Here is a 21,352-nt window from a genome sequence, read left to right as displayed (position 1 = left end):
GATTTATATGAAATCTTTTACATTTTTAGTGCACAATATTTATCATATGGGTGGGACGACGAAATCGATTTCTAATCTGGCAAATAAATTAAGTGAAAAAGGTCACTCTGTTAAAATATTGTCAGTATTTAAAGCGAGTGATGAACCTTATTTTAAGTTGCATGAAAATATTGAAATTCAACCCATTATTGAATATAACAAAACTATCAAAGGTTTAAAAAATATATTTGTAAATAGAATCAATAAATATACACCTTTTTTGAGTCCTAAAATTATTCATCCGTCTGAACCTGGACTTCATCAATTTTCAAGTTATATTGAGCAACAAATTGTTAAAGCCATTCAGAATGTGAATGCAGATATTATTGTAGGTACACGTGCAAGTTACAATATACTTGTTAGTAAATATGCAAGTCAGTCGGTATTTAAAATTGGTATGGAACATATGTATTTACATGCACATGATGAGCATTATCAAAAAGATTTACTTAAAAGTTATGAACAACTTGATTTAGTTACGACATTAACTAAAGAAGACCAACAAGATTATCAACAAGGTTTAACTCACACTAAAGTAATCATTGTTCCAAATATACTAAAAGAAACTCAATATAACGTAGATAAGCAAAATACAATTGTTGCTGCAGGTAGATTTGAGCATGAAAAAGGGTTTGATTTGTTACTAAATAGTATCAATTTAATTCAAGACACAATGCGAAAATACCAATTTCAATTAGAATTATATGGAGATGGACAAGAAAAAGAACAATACCACCAATTGATCAATCAATATAATATTCAAGATATTGTGAAACTTAAGCCTACTACAAACGCATTATCACAAGTATTAGCTGAAAGTAAGATTACGGCTGTTCCATCTAGAGTTGAAGGATTTGGACTTGTTATATTAGAGGCTATGTATCAACGAAATGTAGTTATCAGTTATAAAGGATGTTATGGTCCTGAATTTCTAATTGAAAATGAGAAAAACGGTTATTTAGTAGACTATCAAGATGCTAAACAATATGGAGAGCAACTTGCAAATGTCATTAAAAATTATCATCATCATGATGTTCAAAATGTCATTCAAAAAGGTATAGAAAGAAGTAACGATTTCGACGGTGATGTCATTTATGAGCAATTCATGAAAGATTTATACAAGCACTTTAAATAAGATGCAATCTCAATCTCTAACAAGCTAATTGTTAGGGATTTTTTAATAGGGTGTTAAGATATTGTAAATATTAATTAATTGTCTTTCTTATAAATATCCTTATATATATACTTACAACTGTATAATACTTAAAGGAGATTTTAATATGCAGACAAATCCTATTAATCTAGACAAAAAATTTAGACCTGAAATTGAAGGGCTAAGAGTCATTGCAGCATTATTAGTTGCAATATATCATATTTGGTTTGGGAAAGTGTCTGGAGGCGTCGATGTATTTTTCGTTGTTTCAGGATTCTTAATTACTACTTCCATTATTTCAAAATACAATAAAACAGGGTCATTTAAATTTATACCTTACATAACAGGATTAATTAAAAGATTATTTCCTTCTGTTATAACAGTTTTACTTGTAACAGTTATCTTAAGCTTTTTCTTATTACCAGAGTCAATACTAGGCAAAACGATAAAAGAAATCATTGCTTCATTATTTTATTATCAAAATTGGCAACTCGCTTTATCGAGTACAGATTATTTAAATAAAGATCAAATGAAGACACCAGTTGAACATTTTTGGGCAATGTCGATTCAAGGTCAATTCTATATTATTTGGTTTGTCATCTTTAGTTTGATTTTTATGTTATATAAAAAATACACCAACTTAAAAATTATTAATGTAATTAACCTTTGTTTAGGTACATTATTTATCGTTTCGTTGTCGTATTCTATTTATTTAACGCACGTCAATCAACCTTGGGCATATTTCCATACATTTACAAGAGTTTGGGAATTCTCACTCGGCGGATTATTAGCAATCAATCTTAATAAAATTAAAATTAACCGTTTAGTAGCAAGTTTGATTGGATGGTTAGGTTTAATAGGCTTGATCTTAACAGGTATTATTTTTAATGTATCAACAATGTTTCCCGGGTTTATTGCATTATGGCCAATGTTATGTGCCGTATTTATACTTGTTTCCGGTAACTATGAAACTAAATATGGTGTTAAGGAATTCTTAGGCTCGTCTATCATGGTAAAGGTTGGAGGATTGTCATTTGGTTTATATTTATGGCATTGGGTGATTTTATCATTTTATCAATATCATAATAATGAACGACCTGGAATTGTATTAGGTATTTGTATGATTTTACTATCATGGTTATTATCATATTTAATGACACGTTATATTGAAAAACCAATCAGATCAGCATCTTCTAATAAAATTGCATTCAAAAAATTAGGCATTGGATTAGCGATACAGTTATTGGCAATCGCATCTTTATATTTCGTTATTTTTAATAATCCTTTTGAAAAAGAAAAGGTAGCATTGAGTGAAAATTATCCCGGTGCAATGGCAGTAGAAAAGCATGTGAAAGTTAAAGAAGATGTAGAAGCGATACCAGAGTTTTCAAAAATCAGAAATGAATCACCTGATTCTACAAGAGACAAAGTTCATCAAAAAATAGGTGAATCAAAAGTTCTAGTAGGAGAGTACGGTAAAAAAGAAAACTATGATAAGACAATTGCCTTAGTAGGGAGTTCTCATGCACAACATTGGTTAGGCGCACTACAAAAAGCAGCTGAAGAAGGAAATTATAGAGTATTAAGCATGACGAAAAGTGGCTGTGTATTAACAACGAAAGACAGTGACCAAGATTGTACCGATTGGAATAAAAATTTAATTAAAGAACTTGATAAGCAAGACGTTGATTTAGTTGTAACAACTGCAGATTCAAGTACAGATGTAAATGGACAAATCGATCCATTACAATTAAAACAATATCAAAACATTACAAATACAAAAACACCGATTATGGCAATAAGGGATAATCCAAGATATGAGTTTAATGTCCCAGAAACTTTAGATAAATTTGGAGAACAAGAAACGATTCAGAGGATGAATGCTAAACAACACTTACCAAAAGTATCTAAATGGGAACAACTTGATCAAAAGCCAGAAGATACTAAATATGTAGACTATACATCGTATTTCAAAGTAAATGGGAAATTTGCACCAGTTATTGGTAATGTAATCGTATATATGGATAAAGGACATATATCTAATAGTTACTCCAAAACATTTGGTCCTAAAATAAAGCAAGATATCGAACAATACTTTAAAGAACTCAATCATTAATAAAAAAGTACCTTAATCATATGATTTTATATGATTGAGGTACTTTTTTACAAGAAATATTGAGCAATTGTAAATAATGATAAAAGAGTGTAAACCCTTCCTTAAGTATCTGTTAAACGACTGTTTATTGTATTCATAGAAGTTACAATATATTTAACATTACGAAAGTAATAGCTTAACAATTAATTATTAAAGGATGGATATAATATGAAATTAACTACTATTGGTTTAGGATACATTGGATTACCAACATCAATTATGTTTGCGAAACATGGTGTAGATGTTGTAGGTGTCGATATTAATAAAGAAGCAGTAGATAAATTAAATAATGGTCAAATTCATATTGAAGAACCTGGTTTACAAGAAGCTTATGAAGAAGTGTTAGCTAAAAATAAATTTAAAGCAAGTATGCAACCTGAAAAAGCCGATGCATTTATCATAGCAGTTCCAACACCAAATAATGATGATCAATACGAATCATGTGATATTTCATTAGTAATGGGTGCAGTTGAATCCATCGTACCATTTTTAGAAAAAGGTAATACTGTAATTGTAGAATCTACGATAGCACCAAGAACAACGGATGACCATGTTAAACCATATCTTGAAAGCCAAGGATTTGAAATTGGTAAAGATATATTCTTAGTACATTGTCCTGAAAGAGTGTTACCAGGAAAAATATTACATGAACTTATTCATAACAATCGAATTATTGGTGGTATAACGCCAGCATGTGTTGAAGCAGGTAAACGTGTATATGGAACATTCGTACAAGGTGAAATGATTGAAACAAATGCTAAGACAGCAGAAATGAGTAAGTTAATGGAAAATACTTACCGTGACTTGAATATTGCGCTAGCAAATGAACTTGCGATGGTATGTAATCATTTAGATATTAACGTATTAGAAGTTATTAAGATGGCGAACAAACATCCACGTGTGAATATTCACTTACCAGGTCCAGGTGTTGGTGGTCACTGTTTAGCAGTTGATCCATACTTTATTATCGCTAAAGATCCAGAAACAACGAGTCTCATTCAAGAAGGTAGACGTATTAATCGTTCAATGCCTCAATATGTGATTAATGAGTCTAAGAAAATATTAGAAACTTTAAATGGTCATAAGGTTGTTGTATTTGGATTAACTTATAAAGGTGATGTAGACGATGTCAGAGAATCACCAGCATTTGATATTTATAATGATTTGAGAAAAGAAAATGATATTCAAGTAGAAGCATATGATCCACATGTTGAGCTAGGATTTGTCCAAAAAGATATTCAAAAAGCAGTTAAAGATGCGTCTCTTGTATTGATTTTGAGTGACCATTCAGAATTCAAAACTTTAGTAGATCAAGATTTTGAAGGTATGAAAGACAAAGTCATTTTCGATACGAAAAATGTTGTTCAATCACAATTTGAGCAAGTTAAATATTACAACTACGGTAATTTATATACTTTCGGAAAAGATATTGCACTTTCATTTAATAAGTAAAGATTGAGGGGTCTTCATATGATAGACGTTAAAAGTCCAATTATTCAAAGCGGATTGAGCTTTCAAATTATTTTAAGAGAACCAGAAAATCAAGAAATATTTGATGTAGATGATGATGAACTTACAGTCGGCTATGCGTCTGACTATTTAAATAAAGCATTAAAAGTTATTTCTGTAAAAGTGATAGAAAGTGAACTTTACGGATTAATTGTGAGAGGTACGAATATTATAGGATGGACAAGATTAAATCATTCTATCAAATTAATTTCGAAACCTATTGATACGATAAGAGTGGATTTACGTCATTTCTCTACACCACAAATTAATAGAGAACTAGGATTTAAAGTTGATTATAACTTGTTGTTTAAAGAAAAGAACTTTTCATCTAGAGCATTGTATTTAATTGAAGGTGAAGTGTTAGAAGCTGTATTTAATAAAGGAACATTTACAGGGTTTGTGCCTACGAAAGATATAGATAGAGCAATTCCTATTAATAAAAAAGTATCAATAGAAGAATCTACAGTCTTTTATCAAGATAGTGCATTGCACAAATCAATCGATTTATCATTGGATGAAGAACAATTTGATTTCAATAACGTCTCGATTGATATGGTGTTCTTAAAGGCAGAATCGGTAAGGATCATTATTAAAAAGAAAAAATATTGGATTAGCTTAAATGATTTAGAAGATAAAAGTATTATTAAAGATTTAGAAGCTAAGCAATATGAAAATTATAACGAGTTAACACTAGAACAGCTGGATATGATTACAAACTTTCAAGAAGAAAGAAAAGAGTCAAAATCTGCAATTGTTCGTTTGATAAACGAAAATATCTCATTACAAAAAACAAATAAAAAAGAAGAAAAAGCGCAGTATGAAAGACTATATATGAATTTGAAAAATTCTAAATTAGGAAAGATTCAAACGAAATACTGGAGTTGGAGAAATAGGAGGAAATCATAATGTCTTCAAATATGCCAACAAATATCAATCAAAAAAGTAATATCGAATCCACTAAAGAGGCGTTAGTTAATTTTGATGATAAAACAAAAGTTGAACAATTAGAAGAAGTATTAGATATTGTTGAACAAGATTATATGTATGGACTATATAAATTAAAAAAGGTTAAAGATCATACAAATCATCATAATTACTATAAAAAAGTAGCAGAAGAATCCAAATTAGATTTCCTTGAAAATCACCAACAACATTTATCAAAACTTGTGAATTCTGATACGTCACGTGTATTTATTAAAAATAAATACAAAGTTGGTCTCATTGCTGATGAATTTTTATATAACTCATTTAAAGATATAGGTAATATCGTTTATTTAGATAGTGAATTTACGGATTTAAGTAGAGATATGGATGTTGTGATTGTTGCGACAGCATGGAGAGGTATAGACGGAAGTTGGACAGGGTTAGCTTCAGTAAATAGTGAGAAGCGAAGAATGCTTATTGAAGGCATTCAAAAGGCTAGAAAGTTCAATATACCAATCGTCTTTTATTCTAAAGAAGACCCTGTCAATTTCCATTTATACAAAGATATCGCGACAGAATGCGATATTATCCTGACATCTGCTGCTGAAGTGGTAGAAGATTATAAAGAATATTGTCAAAATGATAAAGTACATGTACTTCAATTTGGTATTAATCCTCATTACCATAATCCAGTAGGTACGAGAAGTCCATATAATAAATCATTTAAAAACGATGTTATTTTTGCAGGAAGTTGGACTGAGAAATATCCTGTTAGAAACCAAGAATCTGCAAGAATCTTTGATGAATTGATTAATAATGAAAATGACTTAACAATTGTCGATAGAAACTTACCGTTAAGAAGAAGACGTTATCAATTCCCAATGAAATATATCCCATACTTAACAATGCCAATTGATCACGAAGAACTAATGAAATTGCATAAAGTATATAGATGGGCTGTAAATGTCAATTCAGTAAAATATTCAGAAACGATGTTTGCGAATAGAATATTTGAATTGCAGGCTTTTGGGAATTTAATCTTATCTAACTATTCAGTAGGTGTTAATAATCAATTTCCAAATGTATTTATGATTAATCATAAAACAGATGTGGCACCAATCATGAACCAATATCAAGAATATGAAATAGAAGATATGCAGGCTAAAAGTATACGTAGTGTGATGAGAAATTGTACGACGTATCATCGTTTAGATGAAGTCCTATCATATATTGGCATTAAACCGACTCAAAAAGCATCACAAATTCTCGTAATTGTTGATGCATTAACGGATAAAATGAAAGACATTCTATATCGACAATTACATGTTCGGTTTGATGTTATAGAAGCTCAAGATACAATAGAAGATGTATCACAATATGATTTTATAACTTATATGAAAGATTCAATTGAATATGAGGAATACTATTTAGAAGATTTATTAACAGCATTTAAATATGTAGATGTTGATTTTGTTACGAAAGATAAACAGCATGAAGCACATCAATTTATTGAAAATGCACAAGATAAATATGTAACATTGTATCATAAAAATATATTCGATTATCAATTGAATATCACACAGTCTCAAAATGGCTATAATTTAGATCAATCAGAAATTTATGATGTATCTTTATATGGTCAAAATAACCGCAAGAAAAAATTAAGTGTTATTATCCCAATTCATAATAATGGCACTTATTTAGAAGACAAGTGTATGAGAAGTTTAAGAAGATCTTCAATATTTAAAGAAATGGAAATTATATTCGTAAATGATGGTAGTACGGATTCTGAAACGATATCTATTATTAATCGATTAAGAAGACGATACCCAGATATCGTTTACTATGCATATGAAGAAGGGTCAGGCAGTGCTTCAAGACCAAGAAATAAAGGTGCTGAACTTGCCTCTACAGATTATATTACTTATTTAGACCCTGATAACGAAGCTACTGGTGATGGATATGCAACTTTATTAGAAGAAATCGAATCGAATAAGGATGTCGATATGGTTGTCGGTAATATTATTAAAGAAGATAATAAGCGCAGAGCATTGTTTAATTATGCTGGTACAGTGATGAAGTATAACGACGGAAAATTATTAATTGAAGATCCTAAAAAATATATGAAAAAATGTGGTTTACGTGCTCAAAGTATTCAAGCTTTAATTATTAAATCACAAATTATTAAAGATAATCATATTCGAATGATTGAAGGTGCTGCTGGCCAAGATACTTTATTCTTCCAAGAATTAATGATTCATTCTAAAAAAGTACAAGCTGTAACAGATGTTATTCATATGTATTATGCTGCTGTGTCTGGATCAGTTACAAATTCGATTTCTAAGAAGCTATTTGATAAATATTACACGTTAGAAATTGAAAGAATTCCATTTTACGAAAAACATGGATTACTAACATCCTACTTAGAACATAGATTTAATTTTTACGTTAAAGGCTGGTATTTACCAAGATTAGAAAAAGTAAAACCGGAAGAAAGAAAAGAAGCGGTAGAACGATTTTTAGAAATATATAGTTTGTATGATCAATATAAACGTCCAGAAGACCATGATTTAAATCAATATGTTGAACACCTAAAACAAGAGGTTCAGCAATAATTACGTGATTGATATAAGGGGGTGTGTATGATGGATAATATATTCATAAATTTTAACAAAGCATATATGATCGTTCCTCGACAAATTTCAATTGAAGATAAAAACTATCGTCAATATGTTCAATTCACTGACTTTACGATTTATTTTTCAAATGATTTAAGTTCTTATGTGTATACAAAGAATGACATCAAAGTAGTCATATTAGGTCATTTTGTGCATACGAAACATGTCGACTTGAAATATCCTGAAATATGCGCCCAATTATTATCTCACGAAATAGATTCTTATGATTTTCTTGAAGAGATGAGTTTTTATAATGGCAGGTATGTTATGTTGATAGAGTATAATGGACGTTTGCTGCTGTATAATGATGCAACGTCATTTTTATCATTGTATTATCATGCGTCTCATGATTTATATGCTAGTCATTCTGAATTAGTGAATCAACTCGTAAAATTATGTTTTGATATGACTTGTGAAAGAATCGCACATAAGTCATATGGATTTTTAGACTATAGTAAATATAAAGATGTTTATAAATTCAATGCCAATACAAGATTTAATATAACAGACCATTCAATTAAAAGAATTTATCCAATCAACCCATGTGTTAAGAAATCAGCAGAAGAAGTATATAGAATCGTTAACCATGAAATTGAAGCAGCGGTTGATTATTTATTTCGATTTAATCAAAAAGTGATTTGTTCTATCACTGCTGGTCATGATTCTAAAGTATCATTATCTTATATTAAAGAACATATCAATGATGTGAATTTCTTTACTTATACAAAAAATATAGATGAATTAGAACATGAACAAGCTGCACATATTTATCGTATAGATGAATATATTTCTCAAAAAATGGCATATAATTTAAATTTAAAGCATACGCTTTTTAATATGGATCAACTAACAGTCAATTCAAATTTGATTGATAGATATCATTTATATGAAACAGATCATAGTATTCATTTAATCAATTATTATCATGAGAACAGGTCGTTTAATCATTGTATACATTTAAAATCTACTATCTTTGAACTTGCTAAAAGTATTATTCCGAAGCGGATACAAAGAGCAGACTCATTTTTACCGTATGAAAATGCAATCAAAAAATGGGCTAAAGATTTTCCAGTGGATCAATTATCTCACGATTATTTATTAGAATTTGTTAAAAGAAATGAGCTCTATAAGACCATTGAATTAGGTTATCATCCTTATGAAACGTTGTATTTTGAATCTAGAATGAACGGTTGGCATAGCTGTATTGTTCAAGAAAGTGATGATTATTTAGATGTGTTTAGCTTAATCAACACGAGGCATATCTTATTTGAATTCATGAGTATTAATCAGGAAGATAAACAAAATCAAATGTTACATAAGTTGATGATTAAACATCATTGGCCAATATTAAATTATTTTCAAATCAATGAAATTAACACTTTAGAGGATCGATTAATTCAATTAGAAGAAGATACAAATAGGGATGTTGAGAGTTTGACTCACGTTATGATTCAAACTGAAGATTTCTATCAAATTATACAAAATGAAAAAAAGTTATTTCGTGCATTAACGCCTAAATTTAGTTATGACAATCAAAAGAAAATGATTTTGACGAATACTGAGGATTACAAGATTAAACTTGAATTGAGAACATTTTATCATAATAAAAATGGCAGAGATACAGTGTATTTTGATATAGAAAGTGAGTCAATCGACTTAGTAGATTTGAGTAAAAACAATTTAGAATTGACGATAGAACCACAAACATCTATTACAATTTCTGTCTATGCAAGTAAAAAAATTGAGAAAACATCATGGATCAGCGCTTCACAATTTGAACTTATTGAAAAATAAAAATCAAGTAGGTCGTTATATATGAAGATAGTTACTGAAATCTTTAAAGAACAATTTAATAATTTACCTAAAATTTTTAAACTTGCAATTTATAATATGAAAAGTCAATATGCCAATCATTATCTTGGTGTATTTTGGAATATATTACAACCCATCTTACAAGTTGCTGTATATTATCTTGTGTTTGGTTTAGGGTTAAGAGGAGATGCAAGTGCACAAGTAGTAGGGGTACCATTTTTAGTACATCTTATTTCAGGTTTGTTTCCTTGGTTGTTCATATCACAAGGGATCAATACAGGTGCATCTGCTATTCAAGGCAATGTAGGACTTTTATCAAAAATGAAGTTCCCATCTTCAATATTTATTTCTATAGCTTTAACAAATAATATGATTAATTTAATGATCACATCAGCCATTTTATTTGTCATATCTGTCATTAATGGATATGTACCATGGTGGCATTACTTTTGGTTTATATACTTTTTAGTCGCATCTTATGCAATTATTTTTGGTATTTCATTAATTATGAGTACATTAATTATTGTTATTCGCGATACTAAAAATTTACTACAAAATGTTATAAGAATGCTATTCTTTATGACACCTATCTTTTGGGCGATGGAAGAAGCACACGGTATTTTACAAAGGTTAGCAAGCTTAAATCCATTTGCATATTTAGTAGGTGTTTATCGTACAGCGTTTGTGCATGGTAATGTTTCCGTGTACGGACAATGGCATGATCATTTATATTTTTGGCTTTTAACAATTATATTATTATTAATAGGTTCATTGGTTCATTCAAGGTTTAAACGAAAATTACTAGACTACTTATAGGGTGTTCATAATATGACAAAGAAATTATTAATGATTTCACAAAATTTTTATCCAGAACTTGGGTCTGCCGCAAATCGAATGAAAATGATGTTCAAAGCTTTTCGTTCAAGTGGTTCAGACCCGACAATGTTAACGACCGAGCCAACATATCCTAACCAAAGTCTATTTGAAGATCAATCTTATTTTACAGATTCATTTTTAAATAAATTAGAAAAGAAGAAAATTATTCGAATGAAAATGCATGGTAATAAGCAAAATAGTAATTTTATCATGAGGTTAGTATATTATATAGAACAATATGTCAGATTAAGAGTCTTCTTGAAAATGCATAATGACGATTATGATATTGTGTATGTTTCTAGTCCAAATATATTTCTAGCTTGGGCGACGTTATTTTTTAAAAGTGCGAAACATCCGACATATGTGTTAGAAATTAGAGATTTATGGCCAGACAGTGTAAATGGATTAAAGCATATTAACATAAGTTTATTTATGCCACTATTAAAATATTTAGAGAAGAAAATGTATAATTCTGCAGATAAAATTGTCATTAATAATGAAGCATTTAGGTCACATATTCAGAAGCGATTACAGCGAAAAGTACCCATATTTTATTTGCCAAATGGCATTTCAAGAAATGAACTGATAACTGAAGAAAAATATAATGATTTTAGTGTTATTTATACAGGAAATATTGGGTATGCCCAAGATGTAGATAAACTTATTTCAATATGCTTAGCTTTAAATGATAAACAAATCAATGTTACAGCGATTGTTTATGGTGTGCAAGCTGACAAGTTTAGAAAAGCTGTGAGAGATTGTAAGTATATTCAAGTGAAAAAACCGATGGATCGAACAGCTTGTTTAACTGAAATATCTAAACATCATATTTCACTTTCAATTTTAGAATCTTCAGATGTGTTTATGAATGTGATGCCTGGAAAAATTGTAGACGCAATTGGGGTTGGAACACCTCCTATATCTAATATTAGTGGTCCAACTGAAGCAATCATTCAAAAATATAATCTAGGATTTGCAAGAAAACAAGCTTCAATAGATACAATCGTAAACGAAATTGAATCATTAAAATATGATGAACAAGCTTTATCCATTAAAGCAAGAAATGCACGTGAATATCGTGATGAACACCTTATATGGGAAGATAATATTGAAAAGCTTATGACATTTTTAAGAAAAGGTGATAGAGATGACAAATAATTATAAAATAAAATGTGAAAATGTCTCGAAAGTTTACGACTTAAATGTAAACAGAAAAGATAAGCTGCTATCTTTATTTACTTTTGGATTAAGTTATAAATCTAAACCTTACTATGCATTACATGACATATCATTTGAAGTAGAAGAAGGGACATCTGTTGGCATAATCGGATTGAATGGGTCAGGTAAATCAACTTTATCTAATATTCTAGGTGGAGTCGTTGAACCTTCTTCCGGAACAGTTTATACAAATGGTAAGCCGTCGCTGATTGCTATTGGCGCAGGGTTAAATCCTGAATTTACAGGTGAAGAAAATATTCATTATAAATGTTTAATGCACGGTATGACACAACGAGAAATAAATGAAAAATTTGATGATATTGTTCAGTTTAGTGAACTTGATGAATTTATTTATCAACCTTTAAAATCGTATTCTAGTGGTATGAAATCAAGATTAGGCTTTGCAATTGCAATTCATACAGATCCAGATATTCTTATTGTCGATGAAGCATTGTCAGTAGGTGATGAAACTTTTTCTAATAAATGTATAGATAAAATGCACGATTTACAAGAACAAGGTAAAACAATATTTTTTGTATCCCATTCAGCAGGACAAATTAAAAAAATGTGTAAAAAAGCGATTTGGATACATTACGGTGAGATGGTAGCGTATGGTGAAGTCAATGATATCGTGGCTAGGTATGTTAATCTCATTCAGAAAGTAAAAAAGAAATCGAAAAAAGAACAATTAGAATATAAACGTATTAAAATCCAACAACAACGTAATAAAGAAGTTGATGATTCAGTCATAAAAAAAGAAAAAAGACCAACAAGTTTATTAGCGATGATTGGGATAATGAGTGTGGCTTGGATATATATACTGCTATTCCAAGTAGGGATACTATAAATTGCATGGAATGAGGTTATCAGATGAAAAAGGTCACAATGTTTGTATGGAATCATTTTACGAATGATGCAAGAGTCAATAGAGAGTGTACAACTTTAGCGGATAATGGTTATGACGTAAATTTAATTGCGATAAATGACCCAAAAAATACTGCTATTTCAGCTTATGAAGAAATATCTAATACATTTAAAGTTCATAGAGTGAAGAGATATCCATGGTTATTGCAAGCTTATCAAGATCATGGCAAGAAATTCTTATTAGTAGTAGCTGGTGTCCAAATTGTTATTATACCAAGTCTTTTCTATATAAGTTTCACATTAATGGCAGCTTATCTGTTATCACTCGTGGTTGCTGCAGGTATGATAAAGTTTAAAAAAATAAGAAAATGGTTTATAAATGGTGCAATTATTACGAGAATGATTGTAAAAGGTTATATACAAAATGCTGATATATATCATGCAAATGATTTAAACACATTACCTCAAGCTATCGTATGTTCTAAATTACGCTTAAAACCAAAACCTATAATTTATGATAGCCATGAAGTTCAATCAGACAGAACGGGTTACAATCCAAAGACAATTAAGCGTATTGAGTCGTTCATGTTAAAATTTGTAGATCAAATGATTGTAGAAAATCATACAAGAGCAAAATACAATGAAGATATATATGGATTCTATCCAAAAACATTGTATAACTACTCAGAGAAATACAATATTGAAGAAAAGCCACAAATCAATTTACATAAGAAAATAAGCATCAATGAAGATGAGAAAATTTTACTTTATCAAGGCGGACTCCAACAAGGAAGAGGTCTTGAATTACTTATTGAAGCAATGGATGAAATTGAAAAAGGACATTTACTATTTATCGGTGGAGGGAAGTTAACACAGACTTTAAAAGAACAAGCCGAAGCTTCCAAACAAGCTGATAGAATTCATTTCTTAGATAAAGTACCATTTCAAGAATTACCATCATATACTCGTGAAGCATACCTTGGATTCCAAGTGTTGCAGAATATTTGCTTCAACCACTATTCAGCCAGTTCAAATAAATTGTTTGAATATATGATGGCTCACGTACCTGTTATTAGTTGTGACTTTCCAGAAATTAAGAAAGTAGTAGAAGAAACCAATACCGGTTTAGTTGTGGATTCACATAAAGCTTCAGAAATAGCTAATGCTGTGAATCAACTTGTAAAAGATACAAGCTTAAGAAATCAATTAAGTGAAAACACTAAACAAGCAAAAGAAATCTATAATTGGAATAATGAAAAATCAAAATTACTCGAAGTTTATAATCAATTTGTTCCAATAGAGCATCCAATAACTCAAGTTCATACAAAATAAAGAATGGTCTACCATGCCACGGCATCGTAGACCTTTTTCGTTGTTTGAAGTAGTTACCATTTATATTTAGTAACTTGTTTTTTGTAAATATTGGGATTACAATAATATAATTAAGATAGTAACGGTAAAAGGAGTAATTCTAAGATGTACATTAAAAAGAGTATAGAGCGGGTAAGCAATTTTATTGAAGTAGGTAATGAACGAGAAGCAATGATGTTACTAAGAGATTTAGAAGCAAATGTCGTGAGATATGATTTTGAAATTATGGGAGACGGATTCAACAAATTTGCTGAATTATACGTATCACAAAAAAATAGGAAAAAAGCAATCGAAATGTACCAAAAAGCAATCCTATATTATAGAGAAGTCGGAAACCAAGAAAAAGTATCCCAAGTCAGTCGTAACTTTGAAAACCTGATCTTGTAGTGTTGGTTGAGGTAAGTAAGGAAAAAACTACATATATCTTTAATGAAGGAGCTTATATGGAAAAGCAAATATTATTTCTTTCTGGTTTAGGCAGTCATAGATTATTTTTGAAAGATTTAAATAACCAATTGATAATATGAATTTAGTTCAAATTGATCTGCCGGGTCATGGTTTGAATCTAGATGTTATCGTTAATGATTTAAATGAATTAGTAGAGTGGTTTAAAACAGAGATAAAAATTTATGATAATGAAGAACTGACAATAGTTGGGCATTCATTAGGGGCGGATTTATTATCATATATAAGTATCAAGGTTCCACAAATTAAAAATCTTATATTATTAGACGGTGGATTATTTAATCTTGAAGACCTAGAATACAGTAGTGAGATTGAAATTAAAGATACTAAAAATCATTTAGAAAACTTTCAATTCAAGAACTTGGACGACTTTATAGAATCAGAAAAAGATGCATATAAAACATGGAATCAATATTTATTAGAAGCATCAACTACAAAGATGACTTTCAATTTAAATAAACAAGTTTATGAACTTAATATTAATGAACATTCAATCCTAAAATTATTGAAAATAAGAAGACAAATCAACTTACCGACCTTCAATCAATTACTAGACAGAAATATATTGGTTTTATTACCACAAGAACAGGAACAATTCATATTAGACATGAAAATTAAGAATATACCTTCACATATACACTGTAAAACAATCTCTGACAGTGGCCACGATATTTATATAGATAACCCTGTAAAAGTAGGAAAAGAAATAAAAAGTTGGCTAAGTACTATAAATGTATGAGGGAGGTAATTAAATGATAACCGATTCATTTGATATACAAGGGAAACCAATTGTACATTTGAGTGACTTCTATGGTGAACAACAATTCAAAGTTGAAGTATGCTTAATTACATATTCTAAAGAAATATACGATGCTATTTTAAGAGAAAATAAATGTGAAAAAATAGGTGAAATCAATGCCTCTAATGGAGCATTTCCTATATATCAGTTCATTTATAAAGGTAAAGCAGTAGCATTTTATCTATCTGCAATTGGTTCAACGCTTGCTTCTCAATATTGCATGATATGTAATTGGGTAACTGGTGCTACAAAATTTGTAATGTTTGGATCAGCAGGTAGTCTTGATAACGAAAGAACTTTTAATAAATTTATCATACCTACACATAGCTATAGAGATGAAGGAATGTCATATCATTACGCCCCTCCGTCAGACTATATTAAAGTGAAGAATGCTAATAAAGTAACTGAAGTATTTAATAAATTAGCATTACCATTTATTGAAGGTAAAGTTTGGACAACTGATGCTGTACTTAGAGAAACAAACATACAGTATAATAAAAGGAAAAAAGAAGGATGTATTGCAGTAGATATGGAGCTTGCTGGAGTACAAGCAGTTTGTGACTTTCATGGATTTGAACTATTTAGTTTTATAGTAACTGGTGATGTACTCTCTGAAGGTACATATAATGTTGATGGGTTAAAAGAAGCAAATCATAATATAGATAAATTTAATATTGCTTTGAATATTATAGAAGAACTTAACTTATAATATATGGAATATTACTAGCGCAATTAGGTTAAATCCCCCCTTACTTAAATTTTTAAGTAAGGGGGGATTTTATTTAGCAAGATAGGTGAAACAAGATAAATAGAAGGTCTGTATTTATCAAGACAGGTGAAACAAGATAAATAGGGGGTTTGTATTTATCAAGACAGGTGAAACAAGATAAATAGAAGCGTTGTATTTATCAAGACTGGCAAAACAAGATAAATAGGAAGATCGAACATTGCAAGTGGAGCGTGACTAGCAATATTGGAGTGTTGAACATTGCAAGTGGAACATGACTAGCAATATTGGAGCGTTGAATATTGCAAGACAGCCATGACTAGCAATGTTGAAGCCCCGAATATTGCAAGACAGCCACGACTAGCAACATAGAGCCCCGGAATATTGCAAGACGACCCAAACAAGCAACATAGCCCCTCAATAAAATCCCTAACCAACGAACCAGCCAACCAACTCTCAACTAATTCACACTCCATACCATTAATTCAATCTATCCAAAATAAAAAAGCTGTTAATAAAGTCTCTGACTTTATTAACAGCTTTAAATATATATAGGTTTTACATATGGGCGCTGTGTCCGCCAACCATAACCCAATAAGTACCGATTATTACTAATAAAGTAATAATTACTGCGAAAAGTACTTTGAATGCAGTTGCGCGTCCATCTGGTCCTTCTGTTAAATGCATGAACATTAGTAATTGAACTAATGCTTGTAAGAAAGCAAATCCAATAATGATTGATGTTCTTACTTGCAGTGACATGCCAGTGTATAACATGACATAAACAGCTACTAATGTTAGTACAATTGAGAATATTAAACCGACTGTATGTGTAACGACTGTTTTATTCATGATCCACTCACCATCCCTACAAGATAAACTAATGTAAAGATAAAGATCCATACAACATCAAGGAAATGCCAGTATAAACTTCCGATAAATACTTTAGGTGCATTGTGTTCATTTAATCCACGTGTAAGAATTTGGATTAATACACCTGAAATCCAGAATATACCTACAGTAACATGGAGACCATGCGTACCTAATAGTATAAAGAATGAAGACCAGAATGATCCTAATTGAGGTGTAACACCTTCATGTACATAGTGAGTAAATTCGTAAACTTCAAATCCTACGAATCCTGCACCTAAGATAAGTGTGATAATCATCCATACCATCATCATTTTGACATTTTCTTTACGCATGTAGTAAACACCGATACCACAAGTGTAACTACTTACAAGTAATAGGAATGTCATAATCATAACTAACGGTAATTCAAATAATTCTGGTGTAGTGAAACCACCGTATGAACCACTTTTCTGTAATACTAAGAATGTTGCAAATAATGTACCGAATAACGCAACCTCAGCAGTAAGAAAGACCCAAAATCCGAGTTTATTTAATTGGCCTGTTTCATTAACAGTATCAATTGTATTGTGGTGTTCATTACTCATCTTTATTGTCCTCCTTTTCCTGTAATTCTTGTTCACGTAATTCGCGTAATTTTGCTTCATTTTCTTCTAATTCTTCAGCATGAATATGGTAGCCGTAGTCTTTTTCGAAACTTCTCCAAACCATACATGCTAATACACCAACACCAAAGATAATTGCTGGTATATATGTTTCGAATACTAGGAAGAATCCACCGAATAAGAAACATACTGCCATCCAGAATCCGATATGTGTATTGTTAGGCATATGAATATCTTTATAATCTCTATCATCTAAATAGTGTTTACCATTTTGTTTCATTTCTACAAATGTTTCAGTATCATACCATTTTGGTGTAATAGCGAAGTTATAGTGTGGTGGCATAGCTGAAGCAGTAGCCCATTCTAATGTTCTACCTAAGCCATTCCAGTTGTCACCGTTTGCTTCACGTTTCGCTTTACCAAAGCTGTATACAACGTTCCATACTAGAGCTAAGAAACCAATACCCATCAAGAATGCACCGATTGTAGAGATGAAGTTTAATGAGAACCATCCATCTGCTTGAGTGTATTTATATAAACGACGTGGCATTCCATCTAAACCTAATAGGAATTGTGGTAAGAAACATAAGTTGAATCCTAAAGTAAATGTCCAGAATAACCATTGATTAATTTTTTCATTTAATTTGTGACCAAACATTTTTGGATACCAGAATATTAAACCTGCGAAACATGCGAATACAACACCAGCGATGATAACGTAGTGGAAGTGTGCCACTAAGAAATAAGTATTGTGATATTGATAGTCCGCTGCTGCCATAGCAAGCATAACACCTGTAACCCCACCTAATGTGAAGTTTGGAATAAAGGCTAATGAGAATAACATTGGTGATTCAAATGAAATTCTACCTTTATATAAAGTTAATAGCCAGTTGAATATTTTAACACCTGTTGGTACGGCGATTAACATTGTAGATATTGAGAAGAATGAGTTAACTAATGCACCACTACCCATAGTGAAGAAATGGTGAACCCATACGATAAAACTTAAGAATGCAATACCACAGATCGCCCAGACCATACTTTGATGTCCAAATAATCTTTTTCTAGCAAAAGTAGGGATAATTTCTGAGTAAATACCGAAAGCCGGTAATACTAGAATATAAACTTCAGGGTGACCCCATACCCAGAAGAAGTTAGCCCATAACATTGGCATACCACCATTAGCAACTTCAAAGAAGCTTGTTCCCATTAAACGATCAAACGTCATTAAAGCAAGTGCGACAGTTAAAATAGGGAAGGCTAAGATGATTAATAATGATGTAATTAATGTTGTCATTGAGAACATTGGGATTTGCATAAATTTCATTGATTTAGTACGTAATTTTAAGATCGTAACAAAGAAGTTAATACCTGTCATTAACGTACCAATACCAGCGATTTGAATTGCAATTAAGTAATAATTAATTCCTGTACCTGGACTGAAGTCAGTTGCAAGTGGCGCATAGTTTGTCCAACCAGCAGCTGGCGCACCACCAAGTACGAATGAAATATTAAATAATCCCATTCCTGCAGCAAATAACCAGAAACTTAAGTTATTTAACATAGGGAATGCAACATCTCGAGCACCTAATTGTAATGGTACAACAACGTTCATTAAACCGATTAAGAACGGCATTGCCATGAATATAATCATGATTACACCATGTGTTGTAAAGATTTCATTATAGTGCTGAGATTTAAGTAATGTATTATCAGGTGTCATTAATTGTAAACGGATAAGAAGTGCATCTACACCGCCACGGAAGAACATAATGATTGCAGATATAATATACATTACACCGATTTTTTTATGGTCAACTGAAGTTAACCACTCTGTATAAAGCCATTTCCATTTTTTATAATATGTTAGACCACCAACAACGCATATACCTGTTAATACAAGCATTACTTGCGCCATTGTTATCATCCAGTCACTTTGAACGATAAATTCATTCCATGGAAAATTCATTACTTGTCACCTCCATGGTTTTTATCTGAAGATTTTTCATCATCAGTTTTTGCATCTTCTTGCATTTTTTCCATTTCATCCATATGATGTTTCTCTTCTTTTTTGAAGTCACTGTCATATTTTTCGTTATTTTTAAGAATCATAGGTTTCATTCCATGACGGTCATAGTTAGGGTTTGTAACAGTCACTTTGCGTGCAGGTAATACTGGTTTTTCTGTTACACCTTCACTTTCATCATAGAAGTTTGGATCTTTTGGTTCATAGCGGAAACGTTTATAAGCATGGAAAATATATTCAGGATCCGCAGCAGGATCTACGTATGCTAGATGTGTTCCACTAAAAGTAAGTTCCTCATTCTTAGTTGTAGGTAAAATTTGATGATCGAATGTGTCTTGATCAATAGTTTTACGTTTTTGAGATTTAGAGACCCATTTATCATAATCTTTATTGCTTACAGCGTTAACATTAAATGTTTGTCTAGAGAAACCTTCACCATTAAAGTTAGAGTTTCTACCTTTAAATGTACCTGTTTCATTAGCTTGCAATGTCCAGTCCATTGTCATGCTTGTCATAGCGTACTTCTGTCCACCTAATTGAGGTACCCAGAAACTTGTCATTGTATCCATAGATTGTAATTTAAACAGAACTGGTCGACCTTCTGGAATCGTTACATGATTGACAGTTTCGACTTTCTCATCTGGATAACTAAAGAACCACTTAAAGCCTGCACTTGTTGCATAAATAACAACTGGATCTTCTTCTGACTTAGGTGCTTCTTCATAAGAATAAAGAGATTTAATTGTTGGTATAGCTAGAATCACAAGTATGATTACTGGAATAATAAACCATACAGCTTCTAAGACGAAGTTGTGATGCATCGTACCTGATGTTTCATTTTTTGTTTTTCTATATTTAATAATAAATATTAAAAACAAAACGGAGACCACTACAACTATTAAGACCATCATAATAATTGAAAAGATAATTAAGAAATGTTGATCTTCTGCCATAGGGCCTTTGGGGTTTAATACTTCTAAATTTGAACAACCACTAAGTAACATACCTAATGTTGACATGAGAAGTATTGACTTTAACTTTGCCACGTTTTTTACCTCCCAATTTTCTATATACCTATATATATGGCTAGACCTTAATTTTAAAGGATTTAAACATATTTACAAGGCTATAAAATAGGGTGTAAGCGTTATAATATAAAAATGTATTTAATTAACTTTGATATGACGGGTTTTTTCCTAATTGTTAAATTTTTGTGTACATTTTAAAAATATTTAAAAAAACGAAAAAACATCTTTAAATT

The 21,352-nt window shown here is 30.8% G+C and carries 17 protein-coding genes; 13 read left to right on the top strand and 4 right to left on the bottom strand.

Features of this window, described 5'->3' with window-relative positions:
* The first annotated feature begins 7 nt into the window (after positions 1-7).
* From MHH94_RS09685 to MHH94_RS09625, 13 genes are all read left to right on the top strand, one after another.
* On the top strand, positions 8-1,174 hold the full coding sequence (locus MHH94_RS09685; RefSeq protein ID WP_107609433.1) for a glycosyltransferase: 1,167 nt from the start codon (positions 8-10) through the stop codon (positions 1,172-1,174).
* A gap of 145 nt (positions 1,175-1,319) precedes the next feature.
* Positions 1,320-3,308, top strand: a complete 1,989-nt coding sequence (locus MHH94_RS09680; RefSeq protein ID WP_078355635.1) for an acyltransferase family protein — start codon at positions 1,320-1,322, stop codon at positions 3,306-3,308.
* A gap of 207 nt (positions 3,309-3,515) precedes the next feature.
* Positions 3,516-4,799 carry a nucleotide sugar dehydrogenase gene (locus tag MHH94_RS09675; protein WP_058591031.1) on the top strand — a complete coding sequence of 428 codons (1,284 nt, stop codon included), beginning with the start codon at positions 3,516-3,518 and terminating at the stop codon, positions 4,797-4,799.
* Between the two features lie 18 nt (positions 4,800-4,817).
* Positions 4,818-5,762: a hypothetical protein gene (locus tag MHH94_RS09670; protein WP_048542139.1), complete on the top strand. Its 945-nt coding sequence runs from the start codon at positions 4,818-4,820 to the stop codon at positions 5,760-5,762.
* A complete protein-coding gene (locus MHH94_RS09665) occupies positions 5,762-8,395 on the top strand; it encodes a glycosyltransferase (RefSeq protein ID WP_078355637.1) in 2,634 nt (877 codons plus the stop codon). Before MHH94_RS09670 ends, MHH94_RS09665 begins: the two co-directional genes overlap by 1 nt.
* Before the next feature lie 30 nt (positions 8,396-8,425).
* On the top strand, positions 8,426-10,252 hold the full coding sequence (locus MHH94_RS09660; protein ID WP_119469659.1) for a hypothetical protein: 1,827 nt from the start codon (positions 8,426-8,428) through the stop codon (positions 10,250-10,252).
* A 21-nt stretch (positions 10,253-10,273) separates the two neighbouring features.
* Entirely contained in the window at positions 10,274-11,086 is an 813-nt protein-coding gene (locus tag MHH94_RS09655) for an ABC transporter permease (RefSeq protein ID WP_048542142.1), read from the top strand.
* 12 nt (positions 11,087-11,098) lie between these two features.
* Complete coding sequence (locus tag MHH94_RS09650; protein WP_107609233.1) at positions 11,099-12,304, top strand: glycosyltransferase family 4 protein; 1,206 nt, start codon at positions 11,099-11,101, stop codon at positions 12,302-12,304.
* A 64-nt stretch (positions 12,305-12,368) separates the two neighbouring features.
* Positions 12,369-13,211, top strand: a complete 843-nt coding sequence (locus MHH94_RS09645) for an ABC transporter ATP-binding protein (RefSeq protein ID WP_370622759.1) — start codon at positions 12,369-12,371, stop codon at positions 13,209-13,211.
* Between the two features lie 23 nt (positions 13,212-13,234).
* On the top strand, positions 13,235-14,560 hold the full coding sequence (locus MHH94_RS09640) for a glycosyltransferase (RefSeq protein WP_107609231.1): 1,326 nt from the start codon (positions 13,235-13,237) through the stop codon (positions 14,558-14,560).
* Between the two features lie 144 nt (positions 14,561-14,704).
* The gene (locus MHH94_RS09635) at positions 14,705-14,986 is read left to right on the top strand and encodes a hypothetical protein (RefSeq protein WP_048542148.1); all 282 of its coding nucleotides are present in this window, start codon (positions 14,705-14,707) and stop codon (positions 14,984-14,986) included.
* Positions 14,987-15,122: 136 nt separating this feature from the next.
* The gene (locus MHH94_RS09630; protein ID WP_107609230.1) at positions 15,123-15,803 is read left to right on the top strand and encodes an alpha/beta fold hydrolase; all 681 of its coding nucleotides are present in this window, start codon (positions 15,123-15,125) and stop codon (positions 15,801-15,803) included.
* A gap of 13 nt (positions 15,804-15,816) precedes the next feature.
* On the top strand, positions 15,817-16,572 hold the full coding sequence (locus MHH94_RS09625) for a nucleoside phosphorylase (RefSeq protein ID WP_107609229.1): 756 nt from the start codon (positions 15,817-15,819) through the stop codon (positions 16,570-16,572).
* Positions 16,573-17,148: 576 nt separating this feature from the next.
* Here MHH94_RS09625 and qoxD read toward each other — a convergent pair.
* The 4 genes from qoxD to qoxA are packed head-to-tail and all read right to left on the bottom strand — an operon-like array spanning position 17,149 to position 21,137.
* Positions 17,149-17,442: a cytochrome aa3 quinol oxidase subunit IV gene (gene qoxD, locus MHH94_RS09620; protein WP_025905215.1), complete on the bottom strand. Its 294-nt coding sequence runs from the start codon at positions 17,440-17,442 to the stop codon at positions 17,149-17,151.
* Positions 17,439-18,047, bottom strand: a complete 609-nt coding sequence (gene qoxC, locus MHH94_RS09615; protein WP_048542156.1) for a cytochrome aa3 quinol oxidase subunit III — start codon at positions 18,045-18,047, stop codon at positions 17,439-17,441. Before qoxC ends, qoxD begins: the two co-directional genes overlap by 4 nt.
* Entirely contained in the window at positions 18,040-20,034 is a 1,995-nt protein-coding gene (gene qoxB, locus MHH94_RS09610) for a cytochrome aa3 quinol oxidase subunit I (protein WP_058591023.1), read from the bottom strand. Before qoxB ends, qoxC begins: the two co-directional genes overlap by 8 nt.
* A complete protein-coding gene (gene qoxA, locus MHH94_RS09605; RefSeq protein WP_058591022.1) occupies positions 20,034-21,137 on the bottom strand; it encodes a cytochrome aa3 quinol oxidase subunit II in 1,104 nt (367 codons plus the stop codon). Before qoxA ends, qoxB begins: the two co-directional genes overlap by 1 nt.
* Between the last annotated feature and the right edge of the window lie 215 nt (positions 21,138-21,352).

The sequence above is a fragment of the Mammaliicoccus sp. FSL K6-3158 genome (assembly GCF_038005105.1).
In the GTDB taxonomy this organism is placed as follows: Bacteria; Bacillota; Bacilli; order Staphylococcales; family Staphylococcaceae; genus Mammaliicoccus; species Mammaliicoccus sciuri.
The sequence above is the reverse complement of the archived record's forward strand: the minus strand, read 5'-3'. Positions and strand labels throughout refer to the sequence as shown.

Coding starts and splice junctions, on each gene's coding strand:
- MHH94_RS09685 (WP_107609433.1), top strand. CDS start 8: ATGAAATCTTTTACATTTTTAGTGCACAATATTTATCATATGGGTGGG.
- MHH94_RS09680 (WP_078355635.1), top strand. CDS start 1,320: ATGCAGACAAATCCTATTAATCTAGACAAAAAATTTAGACCTGAAATT.
- MHH94_RS09675 (WP_058591031.1), top strand. CDS start 3,516: ATGAAATTAACTACTATTGGTTTAGGATACATTGGATTACCAACATCA.
- MHH94_RS09670 (WP_048542139.1), top strand. CDS start 4,818: ATGATAGACGTTAAAAGTCCAATTATTCAAAGCGGATTGAGCTTTCAA.
- MHH94_RS09665 (WP_078355637.1), top strand. CDS start 5,762: ATGTCTTCAAATATGCCAACAAATATCAATCAAAAAAGTAATATCGAA.
- MHH94_RS09660 (WP_119469659.1), top strand. CDS start 8,426: ATGGATAATATATTCATAAATTTTAACAAAGCATATATGATCGTTCCT.
- MHH94_RS09655 (WP_048542142.1), top strand. CDS start 10,274: ATGAAGATAGTTACTGAAATCTTTAAAGAACAATTTAATAATTTACCT.
- MHH94_RS09650 (WP_107609233.1), top strand. CDS start 11,099: ATGACAAAGAAATTATTAATGATTTCACAAAATTTTTATCCAGAACTT.
- MHH94_RS09640 (WP_107609231.1), top strand. CDS start 13,235: ATGAAAAAGGTCACAATGTTTGTATGGAATCATTTTACGAATGATGCA.
- MHH94_RS09635 (WP_048542148.1), top strand. CDS start 14,705: ATGTACATTAAAAAGAGTATAGAGCGGGTAAGCAATTTTATTGAAGTA.
- MHH94_RS09630 (WP_107609230.1), top strand. CDS start 15,123: ATGAATTTAGTTCAAATTGATCTGCCGGGTCATGGTTTGAATCTAGAT.
- MHH94_RS09625 (WP_107609229.1), top strand. CDS start 15,817: ATGATAACCGATTCATTTGATATACAAGGGAAACCAATTGTACATTTG.
- qoxD (WP_025905215.1), bottom strand. CDS start 17,442: ATGAATAAAACAGTCGTTACACATACAGTCGGTTTAATATTCTCAATT.
- qoxC (WP_048542156.1), bottom strand. CDS start 18,047: ATGAGTAATGAACACCACAATACAATTGATACTGTTAATGAAACAGGC.
- qoxB (WP_058591023.1), bottom strand. CDS start 20,034: ATGAATTTTCCATGGAATGAATTTATCGTTCAAAGTGACTGGATGATA.